This window comes from Psychrobacter sp. ER1 (assembly GCF_048631835.1).
Taxonomy (GTDB): domain Bacteria; phylum Pseudomonadota; class Gammaproteobacteria; order Pseudomonadales; family Moraxellaceae; genus Psychrobacter.
On sequence record NZ_CP184640.1, the window covers coordinates 2,644,669 to 2,662,267 of the forward strand.

Sequence of the window (17,599 nt, forward strand, 5' to 3'; positions counted from 1 at the left end):
ATTAATTATTTTAATCTACACGACTTTCAAGTATTCCATTAGAAATTTTCGAATTCTAAGCTGCCAAACTACTTAAAATTACCAAGACGACTAGATAGCTGGCTAATGATTTGATCTATCTCTTCATTGGCCTCAGACTCATTATCCAGATTGCCATTAGGCGTTAGCTGATTCATTACTTCAGGCAACAGCTCAGCGAGTCCCTGTCTTACCTCAGTTTCATTAGCACCAGTATGAGCGGCTACTTGCTGAATTTCGTTTTCATCAAACAAACGGTTAATTTCGTTTGGATCTAAATTATCGTTTGCTTCGTTATTACTCATCCAAGAGCTTGCTTGACCTTCATAGCCCATACCAGTAATTTTTGACAACGCCCCACTCAAACCACCGTTACGTTTGATCCAGCTAAGTACCATAGGCATCAATGCAGCAACGAGCATACCTTTACCACCAAACCCACTATTAGTACGCTGACCACCTAATACACTACCTAAAATATCACCTAGTCCGCCAGCACCTGAACTCATACCGCCGCGCTGACTACCGCCCGTGAGACCACCAATGATGTCATCTAAGCCAAAACCATTATCTGCTTGACGGCTATTTTGTTGAGGGCTATAACCACCTGCCTGACTGCCACCGCCCAGCACACTACCTAAAATATCACCTAGTCCGCCCGTCTGCCGTGCTTCAGTACGTTGGTTAACTGGATTACGCTGAGCATCGTCTGGATTCATTGCACTACGTGCCACTTGGCTCACTAAATTCCCTAATAAGCTCATTATCTATTCCTCTTTTTATCCTATTGTTTACTACAAAAATACTGCTAAAAATTGTGAAACCTCATATCTGCCTACATATTCTTTACTAACAGGACAGCAGACTTACGAGTTTTATTTTCTATTTTTAATATAACAGATTTTAATATAACAAACCTCTTTGTCCTTTGAGATAGCTATTTTGTTATGACGTGTAGGGACTTTTCATCGTAAAATGAGAAGTCTAAGACCAGTAGATAACCAGTTATCTAGCATTACTCTTACTAGTATTCGCTAAAATACTTAACTGTCGCCATTGCTCGTGATTTACTTGATCGCGGAATATAGTAGTCGAAAACGATCTTTGATAAGGCTCAACGATATTGAATTCGACACTCATCGCCCACTGGTAGCAATTTATATCAACTAACTCTGCTTGCCATAATTCATCGCCGCGGCCCGTTCGTATCAGTAATTGCCATTCTTTATCGACACGCTGACTGAGCAATGGCTGACTAATATGTAATAGGATTGGTCTCGATATAATAAGATAACTTGCGACCGCTACCGAGACTATTAAGATCAGTAGATACTGCCACAAAGCCAAAGATGCAAACCATGCCAATATCATCATAACGCCAGTCAAGCCTACATATAGCAGCGCGCGTAAATAACTGGCAGGCTTGATAGCTGTATCAATACGTAGCGAGGTTACTAGCGTCATATAAGCGTACCATGGGAAACGTTAGATATTGTGCCGATCCATTCCTTAAGAGCTAAACCAAGTCTTTGGTATGGCGCCATGTTTTAATCTTATTGACCAACGCCCAGATATCGTCCTCTTCTGGACGATTTTGATTGGTAAAGTAATCAAGCAAGTCTGGGTCTTCATGAGTCAGCATTTCTGCAAATGTTGCTTGCTCAGTAGCATCTGCTGTCAGATATAGCTCTTTGACGTAAGGATCAATATAAAAATCCAATTCTTTTAATCCGCGGCGAGCTTGATAAATGATGCGGCGCTGTTCATTGGTTGGTTCTGGCTGAGTTGTACTTGTCATAGTTTTACTCTTATTAACTGAGATAGTTTTATTGGTTTAGATAGTTTAAAAATAGACGCTAAGCATAGCGTATAGAATATTTATAGTCTTAAAATCTCACTATGCATATATAAAGTGACATTAACAACGATATGCTGACAGTTGACTCCATAAGGCCACTGCTTGCTGCATCATCGCCACATTATGCGTACGAATGATACTTGCTCCTTGCTGTAAGGCAAAGAGACCAGCTGCGGTTCCTGCCGAATCACGTTCTACCGCTTGCGTCATACTTACGGATTGCACCCCACTTTTGGTCAATACTTCTGCCAAGAAACGCTTGCGAGAAATACCAAACATCATTGGTAGTCCTAATGTCTGCAAGCTACTCAGCTGACTTAATAGCGCGCAATGATGTTCATAGTTTTTGGCAAAACCAAAACCTGGGTCGATAATGATATTGCTTCGTTTGACGCCGATGCTCACTACTTCGTTAATACGGTCGAGCAGCTCTGTACGCACTTCATCGATCACATTGTCATACTGTGCCAGATTATTCATTGTCGTTGGCTCACCGCGCATATGCATTAGCATGACTGGTATATCAAGTTTAGCCGCCAGCTCTGCCGCACCAGTACGTTTCAGTGCTCGTACATCGTTCCAAATGTCAGCACCTTCATTAAATGCTGCCTGCATGACTTCAGGACTGCTAGTATCAATCGATAACCAAATGGCATCACCACAGTGCTGACGAATGGCTCGGACCACTGGTACAACTCGTTGTATCTCATCATCAGTCGCCACAGTTTGCGCATTTGGACGAGTAGACTCACCACCGATATCGATAATAGTAGCGCCTTCATTTATCATCTGCTGATAATGAGCGACGGCTTTATCTACTGCGTTAAACTGCCCACCGTCTGAAAATGAATCTGGCGTTACGTTTAAGATGCCCATGACATGTGGCTGCGACAAATCTAAAGTTTTATCACGGCTAGATACTTGGTAGTTAGGTAAAGGTTGGAATAATGACATGAATAATCCATCGCAAGTAAAATTTATAATGCAGTTTTAGGGCGTGTTGAACATTCGACCATGGCACTGACAAAGATTATTTTTTAGACAGTTCGACATTAAAAATAGTAAGTTTAGTCATTCTAAGCGTGTATTTTTAACAATGAAATGGCAAAAAAGAGTCCTGTCTTCTTCTGTTAATATTAGAGCTGAGCCTAAAACTTCCCCCAGATCCATACAAGCAATACGTTGCAAACCTAGTTAAGGCTGGAGCATTACCGTCGCTTTATCCCTTGTCTGAAACAGTTTTAGCGATTAGCAGTGCCTATTTGTGAATGTTCAACACGCCCTATTTATTGTTATCTATGCTTATGATACCAGTAAATCTTATGGGGTTCTAAATCCTTCATAAAATGATGACAATAAAAAGCCCTCTATCATAAAGGGCTTTTTATAAAACATGAATATGCTAGCACTTACATCGCTGGTAATGGTGGCGGTGTAGCACCAGTTGTTTTAACGTCATTTTTTGATAAGTTTACTTCGTTATGCTGGTAAACTCTAGGTGGACGTGGCTCTTCACCTGCTAGAATATCTTGCAGTTGGTCACGATCAATGGTTTCCCAGTTCATAAGCGCATCAACCATCGCATGCATTTTGTCTTGGTTGGCTTCAATCAATTCACGAGCAATATCATACTGCTCTTCTAGCATACGACGCACTTCTTCATCGACCTTCTGCTGAGTAGCTTCAGAGATAGTACGACCACCACCACCGAAATATCCTTGCGAGTTGTCGTCATCTTCGTACACCATGATACCGAGTGCATCAGACATACCGTACTTCGTGACCATTGCACGTGCCATTTTGGTAGCACGTTCAAAGTCGTTCGAAGCGCCCGTCGACATCTGATTAATAAACACTTCTTCAGCGATACGACCACCAAACAAAATAGCAATGTCGCTCAGCATTTTCGACTTATACATACTGGTTTGATCATGCTCAGGCAACTGCCAAGTGACACCAAGTGCAAAGCCACGCGGCATAATAGTGACTTTATGCACAGGATCTGTACCTGGCAATAGCTCAGCTACTAACGCATGACCCGCTTCGTGATAAGCAGTGGCACGGCGTTCTTCTTCGCGGATGACCATGGATTTGCGTTCAGGACCCATATATAGCTTATCCTTCGCATCTTCAAAGTCATTCATATCGACGCTAGTCTTGTTACGACGCGCGGCGAACAATGCAGCTTCGTTTACAAGGTTAGCAAGCTGTGCACCACTAAATCCAGGCGTACCACGAGCAAGAGAACTGGCATCTACACTGATTGTATTCGGCAGTTTCTTCAAATGAACTTTTAGGATTTGTTCACGGCCTTTGATATCCGGCAAGCCTACTTGTACCTGACGGTCAAAACGACCTGGACGCAATAATGCTTTATCAAGCACGTCAGCACGGTTGGTTGCGGCAATGACGATAACGCCTTCATTACCTTCAAAACCATCCATCTCAACCAATAATTGGTTCAATGTCTGCTCGCGTTCATCGTTACCGCCGCCCATACCGGAACCACGATGACGACCAACTGCATCAATCTCATCAATAAAGATGATACAAGGCGCACTTTTCTTTGCTTGTTCGAACATATCACGGACACGTGATGCACCAACACCGACAAACATCTCAACAAAATCAGAACCTGAAATTGAGAAGAACGGCACTTTAGCTTCACCAGCAATAGCTCTCGCTAGCAAGGTTTTACCCGTACCTGGAGGACCTACCATCAAGATACCACGAGGAATCGTTGCACCCAGTTTGGTAAATTTGTCTGGATCACGTAAGAACTCAACCACTTCAACGACTTCTTCTTTGGCTTCTTCACAACCAGCCACATCTTCGAAGTTAACGTTGATTTGATCTTCAGTTAGCATTTTTGCTTTCGATTTACCAAAGCTCATTGGGCCGCCGCCTTTACCGCCAGCGCCGCCCTGCATGTTACGCATAAAGAATAAGAACAGACCAATAATCAATAGAATTGGGAAGCTGGCTATCAGTAATTGCATTAATACGCTTTGGCGCTTCGGTGCAGTTCCTTGAACTTCGACTTGGTTCTCACGTAGCATTGGCATGAGCTGGTCATCTGACACAGCTGGTCTAATGGTCTCAAAAGATGAGCCATTTTTCTTTTCGCCGGTGATCTGTTCGCCGTCGATCTCGACACTGGCTACTTGGTTCTCTGACACTGCGGTCACAAACTCAGAGTAGTTAAGGTTATCCGGCTCAGAGGATTGATCAAAGCCGCTAAACACCAGCACCAAAACGCCGATTACCACCAGCCACAATAAGGTATTTTTTACCATGTCGCTCACTAGTTATTCCCATCCCTTACTTATTGGTGTGTTTATTAAACACGTGACGTCTATAAACGTATTGCTCATTTTTAACGAATATCCTGATAATAAAAAACTGCTAAATTAAACTTATATGATTTATAGGTAGCCTAAAAATTGTTTTTATAAATAATCATTATGAGATAAACATAGATATACGATCACTGAGCTTGTAAAACGCTTATTATCAGACGACTTTGCCTAAAACGTATGCTAAAAACAAAGGTAATATACCATGATATGTGGTGCTAACCCGCATAATTCAAGCAGGTTTCACGATTATTCATTTAACAATTGACGCAGCTTTTATATCGCGATAATAACACTTTATGGTGGTTTACCCTCACGCTTACAAGAGCAGCAACCTATTGATGTTAAAACTATTTAATCGCTATCCAAAACATCTCTTTTGAGCGTGGTCGTGACGCACCTGGCTTTATACTACGAATCTTACTAAAATCCTGCTGCATCTGCTTGCGTAATTCTTGTGTACCCTCACCTTGAAACACTTTCATAATAAGTGCGCCACCTTCTGGTAAGGTTGCGAGCGCGAAGTCTACTGCTAGCTCACATAAGTACATCATACGTGGCTGATCGATAGCGCTATTTCCCGCAGTATTGGGTGCCATGTCAGACAATACCACGTCGACTTGTCTATCACCCACTTCTGCCATAATGGCATCAAACACTTCAGCTTCACGAAAATCGCCCTGAATAAAGGTCACATCAGGCAAGGTATCCATGGCCAAAATATCAGAGGCAATCAAGATACCATCGTCACCTACCAATCGACCAGCGACTTGTGACCAGCTACCAGGCGCACTGCCCAAGTCCACGACCGTCATGCCTTTTTTGATTAGGTTGGTTTTTTCATTAATCTCTAATAATTTATAAGCGGCACGGGCACGGTAGCCATCTTTTTGAGCTTTTTGCACATAATGATCGTCAATATGCTCTTTCATCCAAGCACTGCTGCTCTTTGATAGTTTTTTGTTTTCGATACGCGTGGCCAAAATACCTGCTCCTATTGCTTTGCTAAATCTAGCTGCTTTAATTGCTCTATCACTTACAAACTGATATTAATCCGTTGCGGATTATTCTAAATACGATGTTAATCAGATTTTTTATTCATGGTTAGTTGCAAACTGACCAAATTCTATTGGTTAAATAACTGTTTTATAAGGCAGTAGCGTTTATAATGTACCAAACATTCAGTTTAACATTTTCGTCACGTAAAATCGTGCAAAATCCTGCTGATCTCATGCAAGATGGTCACAGATTATCTATAATGATCAATAACTGTTTTTGACAGTACCATTTTTATTTTTACCAACACCTAGGAATTCTATGCAACTCGATAACGCTACCATCAAACGTCTAAAAGGCATCGGTCACGAGCTAAAGCCTATCGTTATGATCGGCAACAAGGGTATTACTCCAACCATCACTGAAGAGATTGATCGCGCGCTAACAGATCATGAGCTTATCAAAGTGAAATTGCCTGCTGGCACGAAAGAAGAGCGTGACATCGTTGGCGCTGAACTTGCTAAAGCGGCTAATGCGTCTTTGGTTCACTCTATTGGTCGTATGGCATTATTACTACGTAAAAACCCAAATGCCAACCCAAAACTGTCTAACCTAGCACGTCACGCACAGTAATATGTCATGATAGACTGGCATTAAGTGACTGGCTTTTATGTTCACTTATATCATAGCCAAACGATAATGAAATACAAAGGCCGCGACGCTTCTTGCTCGCGGCTTTTATGTTTTCCGATAGTCTCGGTTATACTTACCATATAGTATTAGAGCCCTTAATCAGTACAACTTCTATTCTTACTTTTACCTCTTTATTATTACCGTCGAGATGTACCCATAATGAAACAAGCTTTTAACCTCCGTCTAGCCACCGAGACGATAGCGAAAGACGCTCAGGAATTAGGTGTATCTATAGAAGCGCTTGAGAATATCTCTATCGAAGTAAGTGCAGAGATCATCCAGCAACCAGCTTTGCAACTGGTGCTAACCTATCAAGTGACTCTGCCTAGCCAAACTTTAGCAAACCAACTCAATTGGCCAACATGGCAAAAAACCCAAGTAAGTTTCACTAACTACCTATGGGAAGAAACCTGCCTTGAATGTTTTATTGCTGGCAGTGAGATTGATGGTAGTAAGGTTAATAGTGAAGATGTCGTAGCATCTGACCAGACAGAACCTCACAAGATACCATTTCAGCAAGCAACCGCTTATATAGAGATTAATGCTAACCCTGATGGTCGTTACGCACTTTATCAATTTGTGAGCTATCGTAACCCTGCGGTACTACCGCCTGCACCGTTGTACGAGACCGATGGAACCACGCGCGTATCTATTGGTTGGAATAACCATAAGGATTTGACATCCTTAACAGTAGCAAGCCTACTATCTAGCACTTTAACGGCAGTGCAGACACCTGCTCATTATGAGCGCAGCTTTAGCCTACCTATAACGCAGCTACCGAATCAACAATACGCTATTGCAAACATGAGGATCGAGCAAATACATCCTTGTGTCATCTTATGGTTTGGCAAAACTGACTTATACTTTGCCTCGGGCCATGCCTTCCCGCCTGATTTTCACAATCGCGACTATTGGCCAAAATTTGAGCTTTGATTTGTTTATATGAGCTGAACTCATTTAAATACAGCGATTCTTAGATATAATTATTCAAAGCACAAAAAAACCCAGTAATGTCGTAAAGAGCATTACTGAGTTTGGAGAAAACCTTAGTTCTATTTAACTGATGCTTACTTCATTTAACCGATGTTTATTTGTCAGCCATCGCAAGGTAGATACCACGATCTGATGCATCATCAACATACTGCGAATCACGCCATGTCGTATAGCTGTATGTACCGCTATAAGGGCTAATGCTGTTTTGACGGAAATCAGATACCCAGTCATTGCCATCAAAAATCTGGATATGGCCATGTGGACGGCTTGACGTGCGGTTATAGACAACGACATCACCAACTTGTGGTGCCATGTCGTTACTGATCTTGGTAAAGCCGGCTTGGGCTAGCGTGCCACGAGAGGCGTACTGATAGGCTGAAGGGTTAGGCGTAAATTCGTAACCTGCTGACTGTAGTGCTTTTCGTACATAACGGGCACAATAACCAGAGCTTCTAGACAAAGCCACTCGTGATGCGCGTGCTGCAGCAATAGCAGGTGCAGAATTACTATCAGGGATACGACTTGCTTGCCGCTGACGCTGCTCGTATGATAAGCGGCTAGTAAGTGAAGCGAGCTGATATTCTTTTTGCTTAGCATGAGCGCTTAGATTGTCAATTGCTTGACTGATCTCATCGTTGCTATATACATGAGCACCACTGTTAGTGCTGTAGATGTTGCGACTAGAACCATAGTTCGCAGAAGTAGAAATATTTGTGATGGTATGACTCAAGGTATTATTTGGTTGAAAGGTTGTTTCGGCAGCACCACTCGCCTGTGCGATACCCATTCCCAATACTGACAAAATTAATAAAGCTTGTTTCATAAATTTACTACCTATTGTTAATACAAGTCTGCTCGTCATCCATAACGAAGCATCAATTAATTTAGAGGATATAATCATCAAATAGACGTGATAAAATCCCTATTACAACGGTTCATTCTTTTCAAATAGTGACTAGTGCCAGTAGTACCTCCCACCTAGTCAACTATCTTATAATCCATCTGCTATATACTGCTTTTAGCATGTCTGTTATGAGTATCGAGTTTGTCACCTATTAGATGAGTACTTACGATGTCAAAGAAACAACCTAATCGGCTTGCCCAGCTTATAGATCATCAAGCATTTGCCGGTAGCGCGCTACCTCAAACCCTTGCTAACAACATGCGACTATATATAGAAGCAACCAACGAGATAAAAGAGCTATTGGTAGACTGTCTACCTGAAGAAATACTCAACACCTGTTGGGTTGTAGGCTTAACACCTGAGCAGTTGATATTAAGTGTTAGCTCAATGACAGCAGCAAATCATATTCGCTATTTACATAGCTCGTATTTGCAAATACTAACAGAGCAGTCAATTACATTTAAACAACTCAAGCAAATTCGCGTCGTTGTGGCTAAAAGCTCTGCCGATAATTATTCATCTAAACAATCATTGACATCATCACTGCACTTGCCAAATTCTCGTAAAGCCAATGAAAATCAGGCGCTTAGCCAGAACACAAAACGGACTATATCACAGGCCGCAGAGCATGTCACCACTGATGAGAATCTCAAAAAAGCCCTTTTGCGTTTGATTAATCATTAAAAATACCGACCGTTAAATGTAAAGTTATGTAAATAAGAGCAGATGATGGCATTGATAAAGATGGATTTTTGTAATGCATTGGACAAAAAAATCCTTCATCGGTTACATCCAGATTATGGATATAACCGATGAAGGACTTAAAAATCATCTACATCTTTTGTATTATATGCCTTAACGGAAAATTCATATATTCATATAGACAATATATTCAAAATATAGAATATTATATAAATGTAATTATGAGCCGTCTATGTAATATTGCGTAAATGTTTCGATACTTCCTGTATATTCCTGTATTTATCCTTCAATAACCAAATCGTTGAGTGGTAAATACTCGATAGGACAGGTTACATTGTCATCAAAAGTTACAATTTCAAAGTTATCTTCATCAGACAGTATTTCACGTACCAATAAATTATTTAGAGCATGACCAGACTTATAGGCGTTAAAACGACCTAAAATTGGGTAGCCAATCAGATGCAAATCTCCCAAAGCATCTAAAATTTTATGACGGACAAACTCATCGTTAAAACGTAGGCCTTCGGCATTGAGTATGTTGGCATCATCGATAACGATGGCATTTTCCATACTACCACCTAATGCTAGGTTGTTTTGACGTAGCGCCTCTATATCACGTAAAAATCCAAAAGTACGCGCAGTGCTTAATTGTTCGATGAAGTTCTGTGTAGAGAACTGCAACTGTGCATGCTGAAAGTTCTTATCAAACGCAGGATGATCAAAATCAATTTCGAAATTTAATTCGTACCCTTCATAAGGACGTAGCTCTGCCCATTTATCTTCTAGCTTCACTCGTACTGGACGTATAATTTTAATAAATTTCTTGGCCGCTTCTTGCTCACAAAATCCTGCATCAAGTAAGAGCGCAACAAAAGGCGCAGCACTACCATCCATGATTGGTATCTCTGAAGCAGAGACACGAATCAATAGGTTATCCACGCCTAGACCAGCGATGGCACTAAGCAGATGCTCAACGGTGCCCACGCGCGTACCACCAAACACTAAATTCGATGACATCATCGTGTCTTGTACTAAAAACGCACTCGCTGGAATTGGTTGACTACCTTCTATATCAGAGCGCTCGAAAACAATACCAGTGTCAATAGGCTGTGGATGAAACTCTAAGTCAACAGGCTGACCACTATGTAGACCAGTACCCGTAACGGCTATTGCTGTTTTTATGGTTCTTTGGTTCATGGTTGTCTTCTCACATATTTTGTTACAATTGACATAGTGTACCATTACCGACCCCTTATTCGCTATATATAAAAAGCGCTAATTTTCTTATCTCCTTGATTGATAACACTTATCGTCAACTTTCTATCACTGATTTTTACTTTATATGGCCTATCTAATGCTATAAAACAACGAGACTCATATAAGTTTCGACAGCCATATACATATAGATTACATAGAAAACTGTCATAATTTTTCTTATAGAAAACGGTTCACCTTTGTTTAAACACAAAAAAGCCAGCATTAAAACGCTGGCTTTTTCTTACTTACAGTAAATTAGAAGTACTATTTATTCTGTTGGCGCTTTAAATAGTCTTGGATACTGTTTGTTTTAGTCTTAGGCTGCTCTTGAGGTACACTTGCGCTAGGACGTGCAACGCTATCTTGATACTGCTGAGCTTGTGACTGCTTCTGACTATTTAAAGCGCTGGTATGCACGTTAGGATCGACAGGTTGCGTGCTATTAACAGAAGGTACTGGCTGCTCGACTACTTCTGGCTCTTGGCCTGCATTTTCATCTAACGTTAAGCCAGTTGCGATGACGGTTACATGTAAGTCGTCACCCATTTTTTCATCAATTACAGAACCGTAGAAAATGTGAGCGTCATCAATATCAGTAATTTCTTCGACTATTGCACTGATTTTACTCATTTCATCTAGTGACAATGACTCTGAAGAAATAACGTTAACGAGTAGGCCTTTTGCATTTTCTAAACGCAAATCATCAAGTAGTGGTGATCTGATGGCTTTTTCAGTCGCTTGGCGCGCACGATCGTCACCGCTGGCACGGCCAATACCCATCATCGCATGACCTTTCGCAGTCATCGCCGTACGGATATCGTTAAAGTCAATATTGATCATACCTTCGCTAGCGATGGTTTCTGCAATACCTTGAACAGCATGCAGCAATACATCATCCGCTTTTTTGAAAGCATCTTGCATAGAAATGTTGCCGTATACACTCATTAATTTATCATTTGGAATCGTGATAATTGAGTCGACAAAGTTAGTCAGCTGCTCAATACCTGCTTTAGCAGCTTTGATACGCTTACCACCTTCGAATTTGAATGGCGTGGTCACAACCGCAACGGTCAGCACTTCCATTTCTTTAGCAATACGAGCAACAACTGGCGCTGCGCCTGTACCAGTACCGCCACCCATACCAGCAGTGATAAATACCATATCCGAGTGCTCAAGCAATGCGCGAATCGCTTCTTCTTCGCTCTCTGCTGCTTCACGACCCACTTCTGGATTTGCGCCTGCCCCTAGACCACGGTTCGTTTTTGCACCTAATTGCAGTTTGTGCGGTGCAGTAAGACGATCTAGCGCTTGTTTATCTGTATTGGCACAAACGAACGTTACACCTCTGATGCCTTGCTGTACCATATGTTCAACTGCATTACCGCCGCCACCACCAACACCGAATACAGTGAAGCTTGCTTGGCCATTGTTTTGAAGCTGATTATCATCTGGCATGGTGTATTTTGACATAAAAAAGATTCTCCAGTTGCAGATAGCGTGTAAGTCGATACATAGTAACGCACTCATGTGGCGCGCTATTGACATACTATATATAAATGTATTTAAATAAAACAGGGTATGGCTAAAATCGATCAGTATAGACAATAATATGTCATTATTACTTAATACTTTATTTTTAAAACGAATTTATTCGCAATATTACTTTATTTTCTTGCTTAACTAACTTAGAGACATTCCATAATGTATGGATGCTCTAGATATGAGGTTAAACGAATCTATAGTATTTTCTTTAAAACATTTGCAAACCGTTGACCCGCACTCCGAAATACGCCTGATACTCGATTGTTTTGAATCGCTTCAGGTTCACTTTTTCGCTACGGCGGAATTGCTCGCTCTGACTATATAACAATGTGCCAAAAGCCGTCTGATAAACACGGTCATTCACTTGACTATTTAATAGCTTAAACGACTCATCATTATCAAAATGATTATAAGCACTGATAGCAGGATGAGTATTGGTCAGTACGACAGGCATTTTTAGTAGCTTTTTGGCAAAGGGTATCATACCTTTAATCGTACTACCGCCGCCAGTCAACACAATCCCTTTATCGATATAGCCTATCAAACCTGCTTCGTGTAGTTGACGCGCTACTTCAGTAAATATCTGAACGTAACGAGCTTCAATGATGCGTGCTAGGTTATAGATACCAATATTTATTTCGTCGCCCGATCCTTGAGGCTTGAACAAAAAGAAGGCGCTTGGATCGACACTATTGACATCAGCTGTACCATGAGACTTCTTCAGCTTTTCAGCTTCAATCATGGAAATACCAAAATCAGCTGAAATATCCATTGTCACTTCATGACTGCCTGTTGCTATACAATGTGTAAAAATCAACTTATTCTCTTTATACACACAAATGCTGGTCGTACTAGCACCAATATCTACTAAGCAAACGCCTTGCTGACGTTCCTCAGTCATCAAACTATACTCAGCGCTGGTCACTGCATCGAAAACAATATGATCAATGCCGACGTCACAACTTTGCAATAGCTTTTGGATATTCTGACGGCTGGCAACAGGCATCATCATCATGTGGTACATCACGGTGATATTGTGTGCCATCATCTCGATGACATCATCCACCATAAAGTCTTGCTCATCGACATAGATACCTTGCTGACAGCAATGCATCAAATAATAGTCAGATGATAAATCACGCGACTTTGCATTAGCCAATGCTTGTACCATATCTTGGGCACGTACAACTTCATCTTCTACTTTGACCTCTCCAGCACTGTTTTTGCTAGATAGCTCGGGTGTCGCAAGCGTTAACCAGACACTATGCACACGACAATTAGCGGTGTCTTCTGCTTCTTGAATGGCTTGCTTAATAGCACCTTGCAGACGTTCACGGTGCTTTATTTGACCTTGATAAAAATCGCTGTTTTTAACTTGTCCTACACCCAAAATACGAATGTCTTTTGCAGAGACAACATTGCCTATGACGACATATACTGCCGTGGCACTTAGATGGACAACAACCAGATTTTCATTATTTTTCATGGTACCAGACAAATTATCGCTAAATAGAAGATCAAGTGATGCTCTTCTATTAAATCATTAAAAAAGCGTTACTAATACGCTATGATGTTGTATATATTTTCTTCAAACTAAATAAGCCCTATTAGCTCACATCGGTTATGCATAGATGTAGTACTTACTTAGGCTATTCTGCTTCAGCACTCTGTGTCACGTTCCAAGCAATGGTAAAGCCATTTTTGTATCGTAAATCTACAGACTGCATTTCATCTCGACGCGTACTTAACTGATTGCCAAGCAGTTGGCTTAAATTCAGTAGTTTTTGCGCCGTATTTTCATTGTCTACAATCACACGTAGCCCATTGTCAAAGCGGATTAGCCAAGTCATTCTCGGTGACAGAATGATATCTTCGACCTGCATACCAAGCGGTGCATACCAATCATTGACCTGCTGCATCTGTTGCATAATAACTGGCGCTTGAGACATCTCGCCTTGTAGGGTCGCAAAACGCTCTTGTGTTAAATCTCTACTATCAGCAGGAACAAACACAGCACCTTTTGCATCGACCAAACGTTCTGTACCAAAATTAGCAACTGCTTGCTTGGGTAATGCGTTGACGACGATGCCACGTTGCCAATCACGAGAGATACTCACTTGGTCTACCCAAGCTAAGCCCATCGTGATGTCGCGCAATGCTTGCAAATCAGAAGTAAAGAAGCTACTTACTTGCTGTTGTTCCATCACATCTTGTAATGAGCGATATTGAGCAGCAGACAAACCTTGATTACTGACATAAATATTTGCGGGCGGCGCATCACGTAACGCTTTGCCGCCCATCATTAATATTAGCACTAGCAAACCTAAGACCAGTACCATAAATAGATACTTTACCGTTGCCGGTATTTGGATCTTAGATTTTGGGCGACCGGCTTTATCACTCATCAAGTCAGTTACCTCGTTGACAGTTTGAGCCATAACGACCTTTGTCCCTATATTTGCATAAAACTGATCATGCTATTTATTGATATAAATCTGCGTATTTTTGGCAGAAGCTTATTAAGTCGATATGTTATCAAATTTTATTAAAAATATAGCTTATATACAGTGATTACGTTGATTTAAACGTAACATTTTTCTTAAATTATGAATAAGTTATCAGTTGTATTCACAAAACAACATAAATATTACTGAAATAGACCTATTCTTACAATATTAACGTATTTTATGGTTAAACAATAGCCAAACACCAACTAGCAGCAGCGAATTTACACAAGTTTACATGAAGCTGTGGTATAGCAGCTCTAGTGACACAAAGAGTCGTCACTATCTGCTTAATTTAGTTGATTTGACAGTTATAGCGTTTGCGCCAAAATATGCCAGCATAGTGCATCAAAATCTAGTCCCCGAGCTTTGGCCGCCATCGGCACCAAACTGTGACTGGTCATACCTGGTACGGTATTGATTTCAAGCAACCAGAAATTGCCTGCTTCATCTTGCATGGCATCAATACGTCCCCAGCCTTTTGCATCTACTGCACGAAATGCTGCAAGGCTTAAATCTTGCAAGTGCTTTTCGTCAGCAGCGCTCAATCCACAGGGGATGTAATAACTGGTATCATTACGATTATATTTAGCTTCAAAATCATAGAAGTTAGTAATGTCAGCAGGCTCAAGGCGAATAACTGGATAGGCTTCATCATCGATAATCACAATCGTAAATTCGCGACCTGTAATCCAACGCTCAGCCATCACCGCATCACCACATTCCACTGCAGTTGCATAAGCGGCAGGCAGTTCGTCAAGGTGGTTGACCTTGGTCATGCCAATACTTGAACCTTCATGAACTGGTTTAATGATAAGTGGCAAACCTAGCATGTTAACCACTTGCTGCCAGTCAGTATCAGCCGTCAATAATGAAAATGGTGCAGTTGAAAGGCCGCAACCTTGCCACAGTTGCTTGGTACGTACTTTGTCCATGCCTAGTGCAGACGCTAGAATCCCTGAACCAGTTTGCGGTATATCAAACCACTGTAATACGCCTTGCAACAAGCCATCTTCGCCGCCACGACCATGCAACACATTAAACACGCGGTCATATTTGCGTAGCTCAGTGATGTCTTGGTGCTTTGGATCAAAGTGAGTGGCATCAACGCCTTGGTTTTGAAGCGCTTGCAATACTGCCGCACCACTGTCCAAAGACACGCTACGCTCATTGCTACTGCCACCATAAATAACAGCCACTTTGCCAAATTGACTGGCATCTTTTGCATGAGTCGTCGTGTCTACAGATGTATCATTGATAGCTGCATTTTGAGTGCTATTATTGTCTTTATTATCAGTTGTCATGAGGATCGTCCCTAAATTTTAGCTTACTTAATATAAAGGTTATTGGCAGCCAAATCGATAGCAATCTGCCCGACATTACCAGCGCCTTGGGTAATCAGCATGTCGTTGGCTTTTAATAAACGCTGCATAACAGGGGCTAGATTGTCTTTATCAATAATAGTCGGTTCAACTTCACCGCGCAAACGGATACTACGCGCTAGTGACTTGGTATCAGCGCCCGTAATCGGATTCTCACCTGCTGAATAAACATCTAATAATAATAGCTCATCAACACTTGATAGCACTTCTACAAAATCATCGTAGCAATCACGGGTACGGCTATAACGATGTGGCTGAAATAGCATCACTAAACGACGATCAGGGAAGCTTTGGCGTGCGGCTTTAATGGTCGCATCGACTTCTTTTGGATGATGACCATAGTCATCAATCAATAAGACATTACCATCATCGATATCGACAGAGGCATGCTGCTCAAAACGACGGCCCACGCCTTCAAATTTCTGTAGGGCACGCTCAATCGCTGCATCATCAACGCCTTCGTCAGTCGCCATCGTGATGGCAGCAAGCGCGTTATAAACGTTATGTGTACCAGGAATGTTCAACGTCAGGCGTAATGGCTCACGGTCACGGCGCAATACGGTAAAGTGAGTTTTAGTTCCTTCCGTTACCAAGTCTACAGCCTGTACATCATTGAACGGCTCAAGACCAAAGGTCAATACCGGACGACCGATATCATCGATCATTGCATACAGCTCAGGGTCGTCACCGCAGACCACTGCCAAACCGTAAAATGGCATGTTTTGTAGAAACTGGATATAGGCGGCTTTTAATTTATCAAAGCTGTTTTCGTAGGTTTCCATATGGTCTTGGTCGATGTTGGTCACAATCGCGGCCATCGGATGCAATGACAAGAACGATGCATCAGACTCATCAGCCTCTGCTACCAAGAAACGGCTGCTACCCAATGCCGCATTTTTGCCTGACGCATTTAACTTACCGCCGATGACATAAGTAGGATCTAGCTGTCCTTCTGCCATCATCGTGGTGAGCAAACTCGTCGTCGTCGTTTTACCGTGGGCGCCAGCAACTGCGATGCCATGACGATAGCGCATTAGCTCACCAAGCATATCGGCGCGGCGTACTACCGGCAGACGAGCTTCAAGCGCTGCTTTTACTTCAGGATTGCTACGATCAATCGCTGATGAAACAACGATAACATCGGCATTGGCAATGTTTTTAGAGTCATGGCCAATCGATATCTCAATACCAACCTGCTGTAGACGCTTAGTCACCAAGCTTTCTGCGATGTCAGAACCACTGACCTGATAGCCTTGATTGTTCATCACCTCAGCGATACCGCACATGCCTGAGCCACCAATACCGATGAAATGCAAATGCTGAATGCGGCGCATTTCTGGTATTTCAATCAAACGCTTAGGTAGAGCTTTCGCAGAGGTAGGCATAAGGATCTC

At 41.8% G+C, this 17,599-nt stretch carries 16 protein-coding genes; 3 read left to right on the top strand and 13 right to left on the bottom strand.

Translation table 11 applies throughout. From position 1 onward, the window contains the following. Positions 1-68: 68 nt before the first annotated feature. The 6 genes from ACOBWA_RS12280 to ACOBWA_RS12305 form a co-directional block, all read right to left on the bottom strand. Positions 69-782: a YidB family protein gene (locus ACOBWA_RS12280; RefSeq protein WP_420229513.1), complete on the bottom strand. Its 714-nt coding sequence runs from the start codon at positions 780-782 to the stop codon at positions 69-71. 241 nt (positions 783-1,023) lie between these two features. Continuing rightward, positions 1,024-1,482 (bottom strand): hypothetical protein, encoded by a 459-nt coding sequence (locus ACOBWA_RS12285; RefSeq protein ID WP_420229514.1) that lies wholly within the window; start codon positions 1,480-1,482, stop codon positions 1,024-1,026. 52 nt (positions 1,483-1,534) lie between these two features. Next, on the bottom strand, positions 1,535-1,816 hold the full coding sequence (locus tag ACOBWA_RS12290; protein ID WP_057761419.1) for a succinate dehydrogenase assembly factor 2: 282 nt from the start codon (positions 1,814-1,816) through the stop codon (positions 1,535-1,537). Positions 1,817-1,936: 120 nt separating this feature from the next. Next, positions 1,937-2,830, bottom strand: a complete 894-nt coding sequence (gene folP, locus ACOBWA_RS12295; protein WP_420229515.1) for a dihydropteroate synthase — start codon at positions 2,828-2,830, stop codon at positions 1,937-1,939. A gap of 455 nt (positions 2,831-3,285) precedes the next feature. Continuing rightward, positions 3,286-5,181, bottom strand: coding sequence for an ATP-dependent zinc metalloprotease FtsH (gene ftsH, locus ACOBWA_RS12300; RefSeq protein ID WP_057761422.1), 1,896 nt, complete (start codon positions 5,179-5,181; stop codon positions 3,286-3,288). 401 nt (positions 5,182-5,582) lie between these two features. Beyond that, the gene (locus tag ACOBWA_RS12305) at positions 5,583-6,215 is read right to left on the bottom strand and encodes an RlmE family RNA methyltransferase (protein ID WP_057761424.1); all 633 of its coding nucleotides are present in this window, start codon (positions 6,213-6,215) and stop codon (positions 5,583-5,585) included. Positions 6,216-6,549: 334 nt separating this feature from the next. Between ACOBWA_RS12305 and ACOBWA_RS12310 the strand changes: the two genes are divergently transcribed. Together ACOBWA_RS12310 and ACOBWA_RS12315 are read left to right on the top strand one after the other, a co-directional pair. Next, positions 6,550-6,861 carry a YhbY family RNA-binding protein gene (locus ACOBWA_RS12310; RefSeq protein ID WP_057761426.1) on the top strand — a complete coding sequence of 104 codons (312 nt, stop codon included), beginning with the start codon at positions 6,550-6,552 and terminating at the stop codon, positions 6,859-6,861. 219 nt (positions 6,862-7,080) lie between these two features. After that, complete coding sequence (locus ACOBWA_RS12315) at positions 7,081-7,854, top strand: hypothetical protein (protein ID WP_420229516.1); 774 nt, start codon at positions 7,081-7,083, stop codon at positions 7,852-7,854. Positions 7,855-8,008: 154 nt separating this feature from the next. Here the strand turns inward: ACOBWA_RS12315 and ACOBWA_RS12320 are convergent, their stop codons facing one another. Then, entirely contained in the window at positions 8,009-8,737 is a 729-nt protein-coding gene (locus tag ACOBWA_RS12320) for a CHAP domain-containing protein (RefSeq protein WP_420229517.1), read from the bottom strand. Positions 8,738-8,986: 249 nt separating this feature from the next. Between ACOBWA_RS12320 and ACOBWA_RS12325 the strand changes: the two genes are divergently transcribed. Then, a complete protein-coding gene (locus ACOBWA_RS12325; RefSeq protein WP_201605714.1) occupies positions 8,987-9,502 on the top strand; it encodes a hypothetical protein in 516 nt (171 codons plus the stop codon). Between the two features lie 297 nt (positions 9,503-9,799). On the opposite strand, the gene lpxC is transcribed toward ACOBWA_RS12325, so the two are convergent. The 6 genes from lpxC to murC all read right to left on the bottom strand — a co-directional run bounded on the left by lpxC (position 9,800) and on the right by murC (position 17,590). Next, on the bottom strand, positions 9,800-10,717 hold the full coding sequence (gene lpxC / locus ACOBWA_RS12330; RefSeq protein ID WP_201605716.1) for a UDP-3-O-acyl-N-acetylglucosamine deacetylase: 918 nt from the start codon (positions 10,715-10,717) through the stop codon (positions 9,800-9,802). A 324-nt stretch (positions 10,718-11,041) separates the two neighbouring features. Beyond that, a complete protein-coding gene (ftsZ, locus tag ACOBWA_RS12335; RefSeq protein WP_420229518.1) occupies positions 11,042-12,247 on the bottom strand; it encodes a cell division protein FtsZ in 1,206 nt (401 codons plus the stop codon). A gap of 280 nt (positions 12,248-12,527) precedes the next feature. Beyond that, on the bottom strand, positions 12,528-13,805 hold the full coding sequence (gene ftsA / locus ACOBWA_RS12340) for a cell division protein FtsA (RefSeq protein ID WP_420229519.1): 1,278 nt from the start codon (positions 13,803-13,805) through the stop codon (positions 12,528-12,530). Positions 13,806-13,968: 163 nt separating this feature from the next. After that, positions 13,969-14,757 carry a cell division protein FtsQ/DivIB gene (locus ACOBWA_RS12345; RefSeq protein ID WP_261869007.1) on the bottom strand — a complete coding sequence of 263 codons (789 nt, stop codon included), beginning with the start codon at positions 14,755-14,757 and terminating at the stop codon, positions 13,969-13,971. A gap of 377 nt (positions 14,758-15,134) precedes the next feature. Beyond that, positions 15,135-16,127: a D-alanine--D-alanine ligase gene (locus ACOBWA_RS12350; RefSeq protein ID WP_227684579.1), complete on the bottom strand. Its 993-nt coding sequence runs from the start codon at positions 16,125-16,127 to the stop codon at positions 15,135-15,137. Positions 16,128-16,150: 23 nt separating this feature from the next. Beyond that, complete coding sequence (gene murC / locus ACOBWA_RS12355; RefSeq protein WP_420229520.1) at positions 16,151-17,590, bottom strand: UDP-N-acetylmuramate--L-alanine ligase; 1,440 nt, start codon at positions 17,588-17,590, stop codon at positions 16,151-16,153. Positions 17,591-17,599 lie beyond the last annotated feature (9 nt).

What these genes read in the sequence shown, in the direction of transcription:
- ACOBWA_RS12280 (WP_420229513.1), bottom strand. Translation starts at nt 782, where the DNA reads ATGAGCTTATTAGGGAATTTAGTGAGCCAAGTGGCACGTAGTGCAATG.
- ACOBWA_RS12285 (WP_420229514.1), bottom strand. Translation starts at nt 1,482, where the DNA reads ATGACGCTAGTAACCTCGCTACGTATTGATACAGCTATCAAGCCTGCC.
- ACOBWA_RS12290 (WP_057761419.1), bottom strand. Translation starts at nt 1,816, where the DNA reads ATGACAAGTACAACTCAGCCAGAACCAACCAATGAACAGCGCCGCATC.
- folP (WP_420229515.1), bottom strand. Translation starts at nt 2,830, where the DNA reads ATGTCATTATTCCAACCTTTACCTAACTACCAAGTATCTAGCCGTGAT.
- ACOBWA_RS12310 (WP_057761426.1), top strand. Translation starts at nt 6,550, where the DNA reads ATGCAACTCGATAACGCTACCATCAAACGTCTAAAAGGCATCGGTCAC.
- ACOBWA_RS12315 (WP_420229516.1), top strand. Translation starts at nt 7,081, where the DNA reads ATGAAACAAGCTTTTAACCTCCGTCTAGCCACCGAGACGATAGCGAAA.
- ACOBWA_RS12320 (WP_420229517.1), bottom strand. Translation starts at nt 8,737, where the DNA reads ATGAAACAAGCTTTATTAATTTTGTCAGTATTGGGAATGGGTATCGCA.
- ACOBWA_RS12325 (WP_201605714.1), top strand. Translation starts at nt 8,987, where the DNA reads ATGTCAAAGAAACAACCTAATCGGCTTGCCCAGCTTATAGATCATCAA.
- lpxC (WP_201605716.1), bottom strand. Translation starts at nt 10,717, where the DNA reads ATGAACCAAAGAACCATAAAAACAGCAATAGCCGTTACGGGTACTGGT.
- ftsZ (WP_420229518.1), bottom strand. Translation starts at nt 12,247, where the DNA reads ATGTCAAAATACACCATGCCAGATGATAATCAGCTTCAAAACAATGGC.
- ftsA (WP_420229519.1), bottom strand. Translation starts at nt 13,805, where the DNA reads ATGAAAAATAATGAAAATCTGGTTGTTGTCCATCTAAGTGCCACGGCA.
- ACOBWA_RS12345 (WP_261869007.1), bottom strand. Translation starts at nt 14,757, where the DNA reads ATGGCTCAAACTGTCAACGAGGTAACTGACTTGATGAGTGATAAAGCC.
- ACOBWA_RS12350 (WP_227684579.1), bottom strand. Translation starts at nt 16,127, where the DNA reads ATGACAACTGATAATAAAGACAATAATAGCACTCAAAATGCAGCTATC.
- murC (WP_420229520.1), bottom strand. Translation starts at nt 17,590, where the DNA reads ATGCCTACCTCTGCGAAAGCTCTACCTAAGCGTTTGATTGAAATACCA.